We start from the raw sequence: 15,529 nt of genomic DNA, 5'->3' as shown, positions 1-15,529 counted from the left end.
ATAAGGAGATCGTTTGTTAGTACTCAGGCCTTTTAAAGAATGTGACATAGACTCACTAGTCTCAATTCTTAACGATGAAGACGTTACGCACTATCTTTCTACCAAGATTCCCTCGCCGTATACGGCCTCAGATGCTAAATGGTGGATAGAGGAAGGGAGTCATCACGGTATCGTGCGCGCTATCGCCGTTGATAATATCTGCATCGGATGTATCGGTGTTATGCCGGGTGAATTTGAGTACAAACGCTCAGGAGAAATTGGCTACTGGTTAGCGCAATCAGCATGGCGCAAAGGACTAATGTCAAAAGCGATTGTGCAATTGTGCGAAGAGGTTTTTACCACGAGTGATATTGTTCGTATTCATGCCGCCGTCTTTTCCGGCAATACACCTTCTATGCGACTACTAGAGAAATGTGGCTTTGTCGAAGAGGCAATTCTGAATCAGGCCATATTCAAAAACGGCACTTTCTATAACAAGCATGTGTTCAGTCTAATCAAAGAGTAGCTGATTGACGGCAACAATGCTTAGCGGCTCAAATAGATAAAGCGCTGTATAGAAATAGTGTTTCACCACGCACCGAATAACCAAAAGTAGTCTAGTATTCTTGTCTTTTTGTGTTCATACTCAACGTTAAAGAAAATGTAATAATATAGCTGTTGTGCTAAGTTTCTCTTAAAGATGAACATATGCACTGAGTATTGTTACCTATTCAAGGTTGGGAAGGTCGATGGTACGTAAATTAGTGTCTGTTGCTATTACTTGCTGTTTTGTAGGCTCTGTAGTTGCCGAAGCAGATATTAAAAATTTACTTGAGATGGATCTTGATGAAATTCTAAAAGTTAATGTCGCTACAGGTACATCAAATGCCATTTCTGAAGCGCCATCCATTGTCTCTGTTATTACACAAGAAGATATCAAAGCTATGGGGGCCACCACACTAGCTGAAGCAGTAGAACAAATTCCCGGTCTTCATGTTTCAAATTCTGTCAACCGCCTAACCAGTCTCTTCGGAATACGAGGTATTCGCAACAATAATACACCGAACGTTCTAGTTTTGATTGATGGCGTAAACATAGCCGAAATTACTGCACTGTCGGTGCCTTATGCATTTAGATACCCAGTTAACTTTATTAAACGGATCGAACTTATTCGAGGACCTGGTTCGGCGGTGTATGGTGCCGATGCGTTCAGTGGGGTAATCAATATCATTACCCAATCTCCTAGCGATTTGGCGGGGACCAGCGCTGGCGTCAATGTGGGCTCATTCGAGTACTCTGAAGCTTGGATTAACAGCCAGTTTTCTGTAGATGATTTATCGGTGGCCTTGTCTATTACGCGACAACGAAAGGGGAATGACAGTGAGCGCGTGACCCAATACGGAGTGCTCCAGCGGGACGGGGAGTTTGATAATATTCACGTTAATGCGACATATCATGAACTCACGTTCAACGGCTGGTATTGGCGCTCCGAACAAGAGATGGGCAGTGGAGCTGGTATAATTGGCAATGACATCGATCGCGATATTAGCGAGACAATTTCCGCCCAACTGCGCTGGGTAACCGACATTGACAAGTTTACTCGCTTTGAAACGGATGCATCGTATACGAATCACAAGCTTGACGGTTTGTTTCAATTATTCCCAGAGGGAACATGGCCTGTAGGAGATGACGGTAACCTGTTTTTACCCCCTTTACTCCTGTGAACTTTCCCGACGGTGTCATCGGCAACCCTATCTATGAAAGTTATCGCTATAGACTAAACAGTGCCCTTATTTTCTCTGGATTTGACAATCATCGCATAAGACTCGGCATTGGTGCAGAGCGGGCAGGGTTAAAAGATGTTCGCGAATTTAAGAACTTTGGCCCCGGCGTTCTCGATGTGGACACAAGGCCTTTTGACCTGGTTTCAGATGAAATCATTGACGTCAGTGGAACCCCATTTGTCTACACGCCAAATTTCGAACGAGACATTTGGTACGTATCTCTTCAAGGTGAATGGCAAGTGTCTGATGATTGGGCATTGACGGCTGGCGTCAGGTACGACAAATACTCTGACTTTGGAAGCACGGTGAATCCACGTTTGGCGCTGGTTTACAGTGCGACTGACAAACTCACGCTCAAAGCCCTTTATGGCTCTGCCTTTCGTGCCCCTAAAGCCGCCGAGCTTGTTTTTATTAACAACCCAACAACTTTGGGTAATCCAGACCTTAAATCTGAGGAAATTCAAACGTTTGAGTTGGTCTTTGATTATCGGTTTAACTCAAAGTTAAAGGGCTCATTGAACGCCTTCAATTATGAATCAGACGAGCTTATTGAATTAGATGATACCTTCATATTTCAAAATATTGGTCAACAAGATGGCAAAGGGATAGAAGCCGAACTTAATTGGCGGGTTAGCGAGAAGTTAACGACGCGAATTAATGTCTCGTTTCTTGATGCGCAACTTACGGATAGCAACGCAGACAAAGACCAAGTTCCAAGATTTTCAAGTTTTCTTGATTTGCGCTATCAGTTTGCGCCAACATGGTTGATGTCTGTGCAAAGTAACTGGATAACGGGTCGTGAGCGACAACTAGTTGATGCTCGTCCAACAATAGACGATTATCACAAAGTTGATGTTACCTTGCTATGGGAGCCAGACAGACAATGGAGTGCGCGCTTGACTGCACGCAATGTATTTAACGATGATATTCGTGAACCGTCACCAAACACTGCGCTTTTTTCGCTGGGCTTGGGTTTTCCGAACGATTTTCCAATGGAAGGAAGAAATGTTGTTTTCTCAATAAGTTATCTGTTCTAAACACTTTTTTGAACTAAGGGAACGTTTTTTATGTTTCTGTTTATACACCGGACCTTGTTCGTACGAGTCATCGTTTTAATAGCGTACACTTTGGTTTTTTGTCAGTTCACTGTTGCTCAGGAATATGCCGAATCTCAAGTTAAAGCGGTACTCGTCACCCAATTTATAAAAAACATAACGTGGCCTCAGAATAAAAGTTCGGACACCTATTCCGTTATTGTTCCCTATGACGATGAAATGCATTCTGCGCTGGCATCACTAGAAGGAGAACGCATAAAAGGCAAACCATTAAACGTATCAAATACTAAAGACCTGCAAGCGATGCATACCGCCCACCTTGTTTACTTGTCCAATGTAGACTCTCGTCAAAAGCGCCGTTTGCTTGAACGCTTGAGAGGCAAAGGCGTATTAGTGGTTACTGAAAACAGCGACACCCGCTACAACGTAATGGTCGATATTGTCACTCAAACTACAGATGAAACAAATCGTGGCAGAATATCGTTTCAGATAAACCTAGCCCAACATAGTTTACGAAGGCTTGACCATTAAACCCGAGCTAATTTTATATGGTGGAACTGAGCTTGATGTTGCAAGTCTTTATCGCGAGACAGAAGCCGCCATTCAACGACTACTAGACGAAAATACTTCAGCAAAGCGCAGCCTTGAAACCACCTCTTTAGAGCTAGAAAAACAACGTTCAATTCTTGAAGACGTGCAAAGCGATTATGCCGCTTTGTCTAACAAGCTACAGCTTAATCAAAGCTTATTGGAGGAGCGACAACGTCTGCTGGATGAAAAAAATGTAGCATTAGCTGAGACAGCCAACAGACTAACACAGACCAATGAAGCGTATGTGCTTGCTAGAGCCGATGCCCAGCGGCAGCAAAAAGAAGCACAGGCAAGTATTGATGAGCAAATGTCGGTATTAGCATCGCTAAAACAGCAGGTGGAAGCTCAAAGCGTATTGCTTGGGGAAACCAGTTTGAAGTTGTCCGATACCTCAAAAGCGCTAGACGCCAAGTCATCTGAAGTTGCGCAGCAAGCACAAGTTATCGACAAACAATACGTCATTATTTTCGGTGGCTTGTGTATATTGCTCATTTTTTCATTGTCTACGCTTATCATCACAAGAATGTTCCTTAAAAATAAAGCGATTAACCAAGAGCTAGCGAAAACTCTGGAAACGTTAAGGGATACGCAAGAGCATTTAATAGAGTCCAAAAAGCTTGCTTCATTGGGCGAGATGGTAGCGGGCGTTGCACACGAAATTAATACGCCTATTGGCATTGTTGTTACCTCTTCTAGTACTATTGGCGATGAAGCCGAGCTATTTCTTGCGCGACTAGAGGATAACGCAATAAAGAAAAGTGAATTACATCGCTTTTTAAGTAATCTGAAAAATACCGACCAGCTTATCCAAAATAACTTAGACAGATGCACTGAATTAATCCGCAATTTTAAACAAATTTCCGCAGATCAAGTCGTTGCCGAGGGACGCCAAATCTACGTGAAGACTTATCTAGAAGAGCTTATGCAGACTCTATCGGTCTCTATGGTGAGAAACAAGGTGACGTGGTCAGTAACGGGAGATAACCCTAAAACCGTTCTTGATCCAAGTCTTCTGACACAAATAATCAATAACCTCATTAGCAATGCAATTAACCACGCGTTCTCTGGCGAAAACCTCAATCACATTGAGGTGAGCGTAAAGGAAGATGGTGAGCAGGTTTACATTGATTTTGAGGATAACGGACAGGGTATGAAACCTATCACGGTGAACAAAATATTCGAGCCGTTTTTCACGACCAAACGAGGACGAGGCGGTGTTGGTTTGGGAATGAATATTGTGCATAACTTGGTGACGGCTAAGTTAAAAGGGACCATAAGCATTGACAGCCAAGTCGATGTAGGGACACGTGTTCACATGTGCCTACCTTTGCAAAATTAAGTTAGACGATGTCGTTAGTGCATTGCTACACTGCTTACTTACAAATAGGTTAACAACAGGGTAGAGAATAAAATATGGAAGTTAGACACGTACAAGAAGTCTCGGTAAGCGGATATTCTACCGTAACGAATAATGCAGCAGAAATGTCTCCCGATAAGGGAAAAATTCCCGCGTTATGGCAAAAGTTTGATGCAGAGGTGCCTGTGGACTACCGCGGTGGTGAGCGTGTTTATGGCGTTTATTATGACTATGAATCGGATCATACGGGAGACTTCACGGTCCTTGCAGGCTTTGACGGCAGTGTTGACAAGGCCAACACGAAGATTGAAACCATAACGGTACCTGCAGGAAAGTATCTTGTCTTCAGCCGTACAGGAGACATGCCGCAAATTGCGATTGATGCTTGGACGCAAGTTTGGCAATACTTCTCCCAAACTTCACCCGAATACCAAAGGTTGTTTACCGTAGACTTTGAACATTATCCTAATGGTAATGCAATTGATGTGTACATTGCTATTGCATAGATAACCACAACTTAAATGGTCCCTGTTAAGCTCGCAAACCAAAATACTGCTCAGTTAACTGCGCGCTTCACAGTAATGCCCAAGCGATTGGCTAAGCGCGCTAAGTTCGCCCTATCTACGCTCAGTCGCTTGGCGGTTCTAGTCCAATTTCCTTTTTCTTCTGATAACACACGCTTGATCAGATCATATTGAAATCTATCCACTTCTTCTCTCAAGGCTAATTGCGAGGGAATGGAGAGGGGCGGTGGTGTTTCGTCTTCAATGTCGAGCGTATTCTTTTCCAGTTGCCCGCCAAGCGCCTCGCAGTCGCGTAGCTTGATATTTACTATATGATGCGATGTTTCTGATGACGCCTTTACCGCAGCCCTTGTTAAAAAGTGTTCCAATTCCCTGACATTACCTGGCCAACGATAGCGCTCCATTTCTTCAAGCACACTTTGCTCAACGCGAAGCTGCCGTAGTCCTAATTTTCGGCGCAGCTTTTCAATAAAAAAGCCAGTGAGCAATACCACGTCACCCTGACGCTGGGACAACGGTGGAATGACAAGAGGGTAGACATTGAGTCTATGAAACAGATCTGCGCGAAAGTGACCGAAATCGACCTCTTTTTCTAGCTGTCGATTCGTTGCAGCAATAACACGCACATTGACTTGCTCAACCTTATCTTGTCCAAGAGGTTGTACTTCTTGGCTTTGTAACACGCGCAGCAATTTTGCTTGCGAGGGTAGGGGAAGCTCTCCAATTTCATCGAGAAATAGCGTCCCTCCATCTGCAATTTTGAATTTACCTGCACGATAATTTTCTGCACCAGTAAATGCGCCTTTCACATGACCAAACAATTCACTTTCAACAAGGTTTTCCGGTAATGCAGCACAATTAACGTAGATTAGCGGCTCATTACTTCGATTAGACAATCGGTGAATTTCATGGGCCACAAGCTCTTTTCCTGTGCCACTTTCTCCGACAACGAGAACTGCAAAATCTGTCGCGGCAACCATAGCTATTTCCTTCTTCAATGCCTTAACTTGATCGCTTTGACCAATGAAGTCGTTAACGTCAGTTAAGTTTTCAGGCCTGCTCAATGCCGCTTTTAATTGTGCCGACTGCTTAACTTGCGCTTTTAACTGATGCTGCTGCATATCGGCAACGAAAAAGTGTGTGAGCGCTTGTACCAAGGTTTCAAGCAACTCGCTGTCTATATCGTCAAATATGCCCTGTTCCAAGCTGTCAAAGGTCACAACGCCAATAAGTCGCGAGTTGTTATGTATGGAGAACCCCATACAAGAATGCACGGGAAGGTTGCCTTCTCGGCCAAGTAGTAGTCCATCAAAAGGGTCGGGAAGCTCACAATGTTTGGGGAACCTCACAAAACTAGAAGCATGGGCAATTTCAAAGAATCTGGGGTGAGACGAAATATGAAATTGACGCCCCATTGTGTCTAGGCTTAATCCTTTTAAGGCGGTGGGGATTAAGACATCACCTTGGCGTTTTAAAAAGGCAATAGTATTACAATGAAGTAATAGCGATAACTGCTCTATACAGTCCTGATATCCGCCAGGTTTTCCAATTAGCCTTGGCAACTGAGCACAAAAGTTTAATAAATCGCGTTGTGAAAGTGCCATGCCGTGACCCCTTAGGTGAAAATTTTAGATTCGCGAACAACCTAGAGTGTAGCTTCTTTTGAGTTAATTTACATCATATGAGTCATAATGACTCTCTTTTGTGGTGAGTCATTATGACTTTTTTTAAGTGAGTGTATTTTTAAATTATTGATTTTATTTAATTAAATTTTTGGCATCCAAATTGATAAGTCTTCTGTAAGCGCGTTTGCAAACGATGAGTAAACGCAAGGTTAAATGGAGGAAGGCATGCAAAATCACATTTTTCAGACGCTGAGCGAAACAGGCTTACATCTACATCAAGCGCAAAGGTGCGTAACCGCAGGCAATCGGTTGATGTTGAGCAATATGCTTATCTTTTTGGCATGTCTCGTGATGACGTACGGCGTGTCAGAACAGTTCTCGCTTACGCAACAAGTATTCGCTCATATATTAACCATCGTTAGCGCAGGAGCGTTTAAAGTCGGTTATGTCGTGCGCTGTGTTGGCATGCATAGTCTTGGCGCAAAGTCTTTCTAAATGCGATGTCCTTCTCTCTTTTGATAACGATTTCACTGCTTTTCAACACAAATTACAGGAGCATTTATGCTATCTCAGCAAGACATCAAAACCGTAAAAAATACTATACCTGTGCTTACAGCAGTGGGAAGCGCCGTAACAGAACATTTTTATGCGCGCATGTTCAAGCACAACCCTGAGTTACAACATACCTTTAATATGACAAACCAAAAAACAGGAAAGCAGAAAACAGCGTTGTTTGATGCCATCGTTGCGTACGCTAATCACCTGGATAATTTAGACGTGCTTGAGGAAGCGGTTAATCGCATCTCAAACAAACATGCGAGTTTGAATATACAGCCCAACGACTATGACATTGTGGGGCACCATCTCATTGAAACCTTCAGAGAGTTGCTCGGAGATGGCTTTACCGATGATATCGAACGTGCGTGGACTAATGCCTACATTCAGTTGGCAAATGTATTTATTGATAAAGAAGCAACCTTATATGAAACCACAGAGCAGCAGGTAGGTGGCTGGATAGGCAAGCGTGCCTTTGTCGTCACCGAGAAACGCGAGGAGTCTGAATTAGTCACTAGTTTCGTATTGACACCGCAAGATGGAAAGCCAGTTATCTCGTATAAGCCAGGTCAATACATTGGAGTTGAACTTCACCCAGAAGACCACGAATACAGGGAAATCAGGCAGTATTCATTATCTGATGCGCCGTGTGAGACACATTACCGAATATCGGTTAAACGAGAATCAACGCCGTTTGTAGGCGTGGTGTCTAGCCATTTACATGACAATGTTCATGAGGGTGACATTCTGAGGCTATTTCCACCACGAGGTGACTTTTTCCTCGACGAAAGGGATACTCCTGTAGTGCTTATTTCTGCTGGTGTTGGTGTTACACCGATGATGGCAATGCTAGAGACTATTAATCAAAGATCAGAAAATAGAAGCGTGACTTTTCTACATGCATGTGAAGGTAGAGCTCAGCACTCTTTTTATCATCGCTCTATCGAGGTGTGTTGGAAAAATAACTGGTCAGTACATACTTGGTATCAAAATAGTGACGATGCCAAAAAGTACAGTGTCAATGCTGGCTTGATTGATCTTAACTGTATTTCACTTCCTGTAAAAGACGGTCACTTTTATTTGTGTGGGCCCGTCGCATTTATGGCTTTCGTCAAATCCCAGCTTGTCCAGAAAGGGGTAAAAGAAGCACATATCCACTATGAAGTCTTTGGGCCTCATGACGAATTAGCCATGCAGGCTTAATACTAAAGCATAAGGTGCGCTAGGTCTTGGCGCGCCGTACTTTGCGCAAACGGTGAGGTCACCGCTGCTTCCCACGCATCGCGGTCTGTGAAAAGTATAAAACCCGCGTAGGTTTTGACAGGTGCTATAAGCACCATTAGTAGCAAAAGTGATTTTACATATGTAGATATAGACAACATTACCGCTCCAACATTTATTTAGTGCAAAATTCAATGTGAGAAAATAGCGATAAAGTGTGGAATTAATGTAGAGGGTGGATAAAAAGTGGCGAATAGAAATTCGCCACTTCTAATAAAAACAAACCAGTAAGCGTTGGTCGTTTAGCGCTCAATAGTGAAAGTGAGCCCCGCGTTTGCTTGCAGTCGGCTGATAAGTTTATCGCCCAACGCTGCCGCAGGAGTGAAAAAACCGCCACTCAAAGACACGTCTTTGCACAAGCAAATTGAAGATTCCGCAATCATTTTACTGGTTGAGCCATAACCAGGGTCTTTGTCGCCTTTTACTGAAACCGACAGCATTTCGCCGTTGGCAGCTGTCCCAATAAAAAGAACATCGTAAAAACCTGATTCACGCTCTTCTTTACTTGGGCCTTCACCAGGCTTAGGGCCGTCATCGCTTGCCAAAGACTTGTCACCAGCAACATGTTTGGCCATGGCTTTACCTTTTTCACCTGGACCTGTCATCATCATTTCGTCGTATTGAAACGTTTTGCCATAGGCATACTGGCTTAAGTAATTTGAACGATGTACATTTTTGGTGTTAATGGCTGCCATAATAAACGGCGCCACCCAGGTGCCAAGCTGTTCATCAAGGTAGGGCTTGTTGCCGTCTGGCTGCGCTTGAATCATCTCATTGCCCGCAAGAGAAAATGGGTTGATTAACGCCGCCATAATTGATTTGTCTTGATGCGCTGCCGCCATAGTTGCTTTTAAACTTGCCGCTGTGCCCCCTGAGAATGTGCCTTTCATACCGCGCACACGGCCTTTGACATACTCAATGGGTTCATAGGTCTGCTGTTTAGCATGGGTCTGTAGGAAATGTACGCCCAAATCAAAAGGCACAGAGTCAAAGCCACACGAGAAGACGATGTTAGCACCGCTTGCTTTCGCTTTTTCCTCATATTTATTGATCATCTGGTGCATCCATGCGGGTTCTCCGCACAAATCAGTATAACCCGTTCCATTGTCAGCACAGGCGCTAAGCAGCTTTTCACCGTAAATTTGGTATGGACCTACTGTGGTGAGTACAACATGTGTACGTTTTGTCATCGCGTTTAGCGCGCTTTCATCGTCGCCATCAACCACAATGCTAGGAATGTTCTCACTAATTCCAAGCGACTGTTTCACGTCATTAAGCTTAGTCTCATTGCGCCCGGCTACTGCCCACTTTACGGTCTCATCATTACCGTATTGCGCCTGAAAATATTCTGCGACTAGTTTTCCAGTGAAACCCGTTGCGCCGAAAATGACCACATCAAACTCACGTACATTACTCATGTTTATGTCCTGTTGTCTTATCTGTCATGTCAATATACGCATAAGTGATCATATGTATTATTTTTTTAGATAATAGGTGTGTATTCATGAAATCAGTGTAGTGATTGGACAAACATACGCAGCCTCTTTAGCCCTTCATTCAAGCGTGTTTCATCGGTGGCAAACGACAAACGCACGTAACAGTGGGCGCGATGATGGCCAAAGTCATTGCCAGGGGTTAATGCCACGTGATATTCAGACAACAACGCGTCACAAAACGTCGTTGCATCTAGCCCGGTTTTTTCAATGTTGATGTAAGCATAAAAAGCACCATGTGGAATTGCATCGACGTGAAGTCCCATCGCTTCTATTTCAGCTAAGACGTTATGGGCACGTTCACTCAACGTAATTCGATTTTGCTCGCATTGCGACAATGCACTTGGCGTAAAACATGCCAGCGCGGCCTTTTGCGCAAGTGCAGAGGGGCATATAAATAGGTTTTGCGACAGGCGTTCCATAATCGGTGTCATGGTCGGAGGCACCACACACCAGCCTAGCCGCCAACCAGTCATGCCAAAGTATTTTGAAAAGCTATTAACGACAATTATCGTGTCTTGGTATTGTTCATGCACAAGTACACTTTGCAGTTTTGCGTGAGAGCGGTCGCTATCAGTTGATACTGACTTTGAAAAAGCGAGGTCGAGATAGATTTCATCGACAATTAAAAAGCCCTCATGCTGCTGACAGTATGCTGCAATTGCTGTTAATTCTTCAATAGTGATTGCTGTGCCAGTTGGGTTAGCCGGTGTGGCTATAAGCACGCCTTTGGTATTGTCTTTCCAGTGAGACTTGACGTCATTAAGTGTCAACTGAAAATTAGCATCGGCATAGGTAGGAATGAGGGTAACATCGCCTCCAAACGCATTTAAAAACCGACGATTACACGGGTAAGAGGGGTCACCCAATAGAATATTGTCACCGTCTTCAACCAGCGCTGCACTCGTCAGCAACAATGCGCCTGAGGCGCCAGCCGTAACTACAATGCGGGCAGGGTCAATGTGACATTGATGATAGGTGCTATAAAACGTACTAATGGCTTGGCGAAGTTGCGGCAAACCAAGGGCAGACGTATAAGGATAGTCTGGTGTATCTAATGATGATTGTAATGCCTCAAGCACCGCATCTGGTGCACCAAAATCGGGTTCGCCAAGGTTAAGGCGAATAACGTCATGGCCTTGTTGCTCAAGCATTGATGCTTTCTCGCCATAGGCCATGGCGAGAAAGGGAGAAATGGCAGTAGCACGTGTTGCAAACTTCACGTTTATTCCTTAATGCGCAAAAGTTAAATCGCTACTGCACAGATTACCACGAGCCCGAGTTGTTATTTCAACTTTTGGTATAGTACGTCTTTTAACACGGCTCGGTCGTGTTTTAAGGTGTGTAGATGCTCATCGGTTGTTGGCGAGCCTAACTCCTCAAGCTGCCTGATTTCTTCATCTAACGCGTGATAGCGTTTTGCCTGCTCAGCAAACTCACTATCTGTAGCGTTAAGTTGATTAAAGGTGTCTTTGTGCTGAGGAAAGTCACACAAAAGCGAGTGGTTTTCACCTAACATGCTAAACCTCCTTTAGTTTATGTCTTGGACAGCGACGACTAAATCATTCCAATTACGCTGATTTTCAATATCAAACTGCATACCCTGTGCGTCAGCTTCTGCAAAGCGTTTTATTGCGGGTGTCTTACTGGTCGCTTGATACAGCCAATACGCTTCTGCTTTTAACGCATCGTCGATAGGGCGGTCGATAGATTCATACACCGCTTGCTTACACGCATTAATCGATTCAGCAGGGAAAAGTGCAATTCGCTTCGCAAGCGCATCGACGTAAGGCCCAATTTCATCGGGTTCTAACGCTTTGTTGATGGTACCGTAAGCTTCGGCCTCGTCAGCGTCAAAATCTCTTGCACTGAGTATTATTTCAAGCGCGCGCCCCAGGCCCGCTTGCCTTGCCATACGTGATGCTCCGCCGCCACAGGGTAGAATTCCCATGCCAACTTCCATTTGCATAAACTTAAACTTACCACGTGCGGCAAAACGCATATCGCACGCTAGCGCAAATTCATGACCACCACCGCGTGCCACGCCCTCTAGCTTGGCAATGGTGGCCTGTGGCAAGCGACTAATGCGCTCTAGAACGCTTTGTAAATCAAGTAATTTAGCGTCTTGTCGAGATACCGCTTCTATTGACATATCTTTAAGAAGATTGGTGTCGTAGTGGCATACCCAGATTTCGGGGTTAGCAGAATCGAATACAACTACTTTTACGTCTCTGTCTCTTTCAAGGCGCATTGCAAGGTAGGTTAAGTCTTCTAGCATTTCTTGCCCTTGCACGTTCACTGGCCCGAAATCAAACGTTACCGTTAGTACAGCACCGTCTTGGCGCGTTTTAAATGTAGTGTAGCCTTCGTAAGTCATTTTTCATACCTTGTCGTTGATTGGTGTATTTAACGTGTGTTAACACAAAAGCTACATTATCAGTGGTGCTATTTTTTGATAATCCTTTGCTAAATATAATGAGTTTATTGTTTTTGTATATAATTGTTAAGTTTGTTGTAGCACAAGGCTCACTGACTAGTGTGTTGTTGTGCGATGAATGGGCATAGGCAAAGGCTGCGTGTTGGGGTAGGCTAGTGACAATGACCCAAGGCGTTGTTTCGCAAAGTTAAATTAAATCATGTGATAACACTCATCACGCCGCTACTTTATTGGTGTCATACCGCTTTGTACGCAAATACAAGATAAGGAATTTTAAATGCTTCACGTAAAGCACGCTCAATCGTGTACTCGTCAGCGTAGATCACTGGCAAAACATACATTGAAAACAGGGTTGTTTTGGGCAGGGCTAATCGCCTGTCTTTTTTCTATGTTGTCAGTTGCTCACGCTGAAACGCCAACCATTGAGGCGTTTACGCAAAACATGACGGAAAAGTCAGGTTTTATTCCTATGTACTATGATGAAGACCAAGACAGGGTGTACTTGGCTGTGCCGACAACGGATGAGCAGTATCTTTTTCAAAGTAGTATGCCTTATGGCGTTGGGTCGAACGATATAGGGTTAGATCGCGGACAACTCGGTCAAACGCGTCTGGTGAGTTTTGACCGTTTTGGCAATAAACTGTTATTGAAGCAACATAATACCGAATACAGAGCAACTTATGGCAGCGCGGCTGAGAAGCAAAGCATTGATGAGGCGTTTGCCGATTCTGTTATCGCCGGTTTTGCCATTGTTGCAAAGGATGAGAGTGCTGTGCTAATTGATTATACGCCATTCTTGCTAAGTGATATTCATGGCATTGCCAATAGGCTTTCTCGTACTAAGCAAGGGAGCTTTAGCGTCGATAAAATGCGCAGCGGTGTTTACTTGCCAAAAACAAAAGGGTTCGAAAAAAATACCGAGCTTGAAGCGCTTGTCACGTTTGCGGGTAAATCACCTGGTGCATACTTACAACAAGTGACCCCAGATGCCGAAAGTGTGTCGGTTCACCTTCATCACTCCTTTGTTGCCTTACCAGATAGCAACTATACGCCGCGGGTTTATCATCCCTATTCTGGGTATTGGAAATTTAGGTATTTCGACTATTCAACGCCAATTAGTGAGCCTACTGAGCAGCGTTTCATTACGCGTCACCGTTTACATAAGAAGTCGCCGCATGCCGCTATGAGCGAGGCGGTGGAGCCTATTGTTTACTATTTGGACCCAGGTATTCCTGAACCTGTTCTGTCTTCGCTACGCGAGGGAGCGAGCTGGTGGAATCAAGCGTTCGAAGCTGCAGGATATAAAGACGCGTTTCAAGTGAAAGTTCTGCCTGAAGGGGCAGATCCTATGGACGTGCGCTACAACGTAATTAACTGGGTTCACAGGGCCACACGCGGCTGGTCTTATGGTTCGTCAGTGGTCGACCCGCGCACAGGTGAAATAGTGAAAGGGCATGTTACGCTGGGTTCTCTTCGCGTAAGGCAAGATTATCTAATTGCCCTTGGACTTACGAGCCCCTTTAAAGAAGGGAACCAAGATACCACGCCACAGCAAGCCATGGCATTGGACAGAATAAAACAGCTGTCTGCGCACGAAGTAGGTCATACACTGGGTATTGCTCACAATTTTGCGGCAAGTGCAAACGACCGTGCCTCGGTAATGGATTACCCCCACCCAAGAATTAGTTTAGTCAATGGCAAAATTTCACTAGAGGGTGCTTACGACAAAGGCATTGGTGAGTGGGACAAGCATGCGATTGCGTATGGCTATCAAGACTTCAGTGGCGGTGATAATGTCGCTAGCGCAGAAGCTGAGGGCTTAGCAAAGCTTATTGTGCAAACGCGTAATAAAGGGCTTAAGTTTAAGTCTGACTCAGATACGCGTAGTGCCCGGCATGGTTCTTCTAACGGGCACATGTGGGAAAACGGCAGTAACCCGCTTGATGCGTTTGATGAAATTTCAGCTATTCGCGAACTTGCGCTGACTAATTTAGGGCTTAACACATTGCCTGAAAAAAGCAGCTTATCGTCACTTGAAAATGCGCTAGTACCAATTTACTTATTGCATCGATACCAGCTAGAAGCGGTAGCAAAACAGGTTGGGGGGCTACACTACGAGTACGAAAGGAAAGGGGATTATACTACGCCACAGGGCCAGAAATTTGTTGCCCCAGCGGAGCAAGAACGAGCAATGCAGCAGTTAATCACTGCAACAACGGCTCAGTATCTGGCGTTTCCAGAGGCTGTATTGGCGTTAATACCACCAACCGCCTATGGCGATGATGTTACGCGCGAACACTTCAAAGGGAAAATGGGGTTAATGCTTGACCCGGTATCAGCTGCTGGCTCAGCGGCTAACTTTGCATTTGAGTTACTTTTACACCCAGAAAGGCTTAACCGTTTGCATTGGCAGGCTTATAGCAGTAAAGACCGACGTAGAAAAGTTGATGTAGCCTTGCTTATTAAGCAAATCCTCAATGTCCACTGGTACAAAAACGAGGCGATTAGCCCTTTGAATCAAAGGCTTAAACTTGTTGCGCTAAATGCAATTATGAAAGCTGTTAATAGCGATGCACTTGCGCCTGATGTAAAATTAGCGGCGCAAGATGCTTTGTTAGAGTTCACCGAATGGTTAGAAGATGAGGCCGATGATGGACGCTATGAGGTCATCTACGACCAATTTAAGTCTTATTGGAAGTATGGAACCTGGAACGGTAGCTTTGACGTAGAGCCTTTGCCGCCTGGTTCTCCTATCTAAGATATAAGCGTTATTTGATTGCGCTGCCGTCGTCGGCAGCGCTTTTTGTTTCCGTTGAGAGACGTGCGCTTAAGCCAATATTACAACCAA

General features: G+C 44.5%; 15 protein-coding genes. 9 read left to right on the top strand and 6 right to left on the bottom strand.

Annotation, left to right across the window (positions count from 1 at the left end; all coding sequences use genetic code 11):
• The first annotated feature begins 13 nt into the window (after positions 1 to 13).
• From V6N89_RS12550 to V6N89_RS12525, 6 genes are all read left to right on the top strand, one after another.
• Positions 14 to 505, top strand: a complete 492-nt coding sequence (locus V6N89_RS12550) for a GNAT family N-acetyltransferase (RefSeq protein ID WP_338517818.1) — start codon at positions 14 to 16, stop codon at positions 503 to 505.
• Between the two features lie 223 nt (positions 506 to 728).
• On the top strand, positions 729 to 1,703 hold the full coding sequence (locus V6N89_RS12545; protein ID WP_338517817.1) for a TonB-dependent receptor plug domain-containing protein: 975 nt from the start codon (positions 729 to 731) through the stop codon (positions 1,701 to 1,703).
• Positions 1,700 to 2,800, top strand: a complete 1,101-nt coding sequence (locus tag V6N89_RS12540; RefSeq protein ID WP_338517816.1) for a TonB-dependent receptor plug domain-containing protein — start codon at positions 1,700 to 1,702, stop codon at positions 2,798 to 2,800. Before V6N89_RS12545 ends, V6N89_RS12540 begins: the two co-directional genes overlap by 4 nt.
• Before the next feature lie 30 nt (positions 2,801 to 2,830).
• A complete protein-coding gene (locus V6N89_RS12535; RefSeq protein WP_346992762.1) occupies positions 2,831 to 3,349 on the top strand; it encodes a YfiR family protein in 519 nt (172 codons plus the stop codon).
• A complete protein-coding gene (locus V6N89_RS12530; RefSeq protein ID WP_338517814.1) occupies positions 3,339 to 4,748 on the top strand; it encodes a sensor histidine kinase in 1,410 nt (469 codons plus the stop codon). Before V6N89_RS12535 ends, V6N89_RS12530 begins: the two co-directional genes overlap by 11 nt.
• 74 nt (positions 4,749 to 4,822) lie before the next feature.
• Positions 4,823 to 5,272, top strand: a complete 450-nt coding sequence (locus V6N89_RS12525; protein ID WP_338517813.1) for a GyrI-like domain-containing protein — start codon at positions 4,823 to 4,825, stop codon at positions 5,270 to 5,272.
• A 50-nt stretch (positions 5,273 to 5,322) separates the two neighbouring features.
• Here V6N89_RS12525 and norR read toward each other — a convergent pair whose 3' ends face one another.
• Positions 5,323 to 6,894: a nitric oxide reductase transcriptional regulator NorR gene (gene norR, locus V6N89_RS12520; protein ID WP_338517812.1), complete on the bottom strand. Its 1,572-nt coding sequence runs from the start codon at positions 6,892 to 6,894 to the stop codon at positions 5,323 to 5,325.
• Between the two features lie 246 nt (positions 6,895 to 7,140).
• Between norR and V6N89_RS12515 the strand changes: the two genes are divergently transcribed.
• Positions 7,141 to 7,410 (top strand): hypothetical protein, encoded by a 270-nt coding sequence (locus V6N89_RS12515; RefSeq protein WP_338517811.1) that lies wholly within the window; start codon positions 7,141 to 7,143, stop codon positions 7,408 to 7,410.
• Between the two features lie 66 nt (positions 7,411 to 7,476).
• Complete coding sequence (gene hmpA / locus V6N89_RS12510; protein ID WP_338517810.1) at positions 7,477 to 8,673, top strand: NO-inducible flavohemoprotein; 1,197 nt, start codon at positions 7,477 to 7,479, stop codon at positions 8,671 to 8,673.
• Between the two features lie 2 nt (positions 8,674 to 8,675).
• Here the strand turns inward: hmpA and V6N89_RS12505 are convergent, their stop codons facing one another.
• The 5 genes from V6N89_RS12505 to V6N89_RS12485 form a co-directional block, all read right to left on the bottom strand.
• Positions 8,676 to 8,852, bottom strand: a complete 177-nt coding sequence (locus tag V6N89_RS12505; protein ID WP_346992761.1) for a hypothetical protein — start codon at positions 8,850 to 8,852, stop codon at positions 8,676 to 8,678.
• 141 nt (positions 8,853 to 8,993) lie between these two features.
• On the bottom strand, positions 8,994 to 10,169 hold the full coding sequence (locus V6N89_RS12500; RefSeq protein ID WP_346992760.1) for a saccharopine dehydrogenase family protein: 1,176 nt from the start codon (positions 10,167 to 10,169) through the stop codon (positions 8,994 to 8,996).
• Between the two features lie 92 nt (positions 10,170 to 10,261).
• Positions 10,262 to 11,467 carry an aminotransferase class I/II-fold pyridoxal phosphate-dependent enzyme gene (locus V6N89_RS12495; RefSeq protein ID WP_346992759.1) on the bottom strand — a complete coding sequence of 402 codons (1,206 nt, stop codon included), beginning with the start codon at positions 11,465 to 11,467 and terminating at the stop codon, positions 10,262 to 10,264.
• A gap of 62 nt (positions 11,468 to 11,529) precedes the next feature.
• Positions 11,530 to 11,763, bottom strand: a complete 234-nt coding sequence (locus tag V6N89_RS12490) for a YdcH family protein (RefSeq protein WP_338517808.1) — start codon at positions 11,761 to 11,763, stop codon at positions 11,530 to 11,532.
• A gap of 12 nt (positions 11,764 to 11,775) precedes the next feature.
• Positions 11,776 to 12,621 carry an enoyl-CoA hydratase/isomerase family protein gene (locus V6N89_RS12485; protein WP_338517807.1) on the bottom strand — a complete coding sequence of 282 codons (846 nt, stop codon included), beginning with the start codon at positions 12,619 to 12,621 and terminating at the stop codon, positions 11,776 to 11,778.
• A gap of 448 nt (positions 12,622 to 13,069) precedes the next feature.
• Between V6N89_RS12485 and V6N89_RS12480 the strand changes: the two genes are divergently transcribed.
• Positions 13,070 to 15,439 (top strand): zinc-dependent metalloprotease, encoded by a 2,370-nt coding sequence (locus V6N89_RS12480; protein WP_346993803.1) that lies wholly within the window; start codon positions 13,070 to 13,072, stop codon positions 15,437 to 15,439.
• Positions 15,440 to 15,529 lie beyond the last annotated feature (90 nt).

Source organism: Alteromonas gracilis (assembly GCF_036870955.2).
Taxonomy (GTDB): domain Bacteria; phylum Pseudomonadota; class Gammaproteobacteria; order Enterobacterales; family Alteromonadaceae; genus Alteromonas; species Alteromonas gracilis_A.
This window is presented reverse-complemented; position numbering and strand designations above follow the sequence as displayed.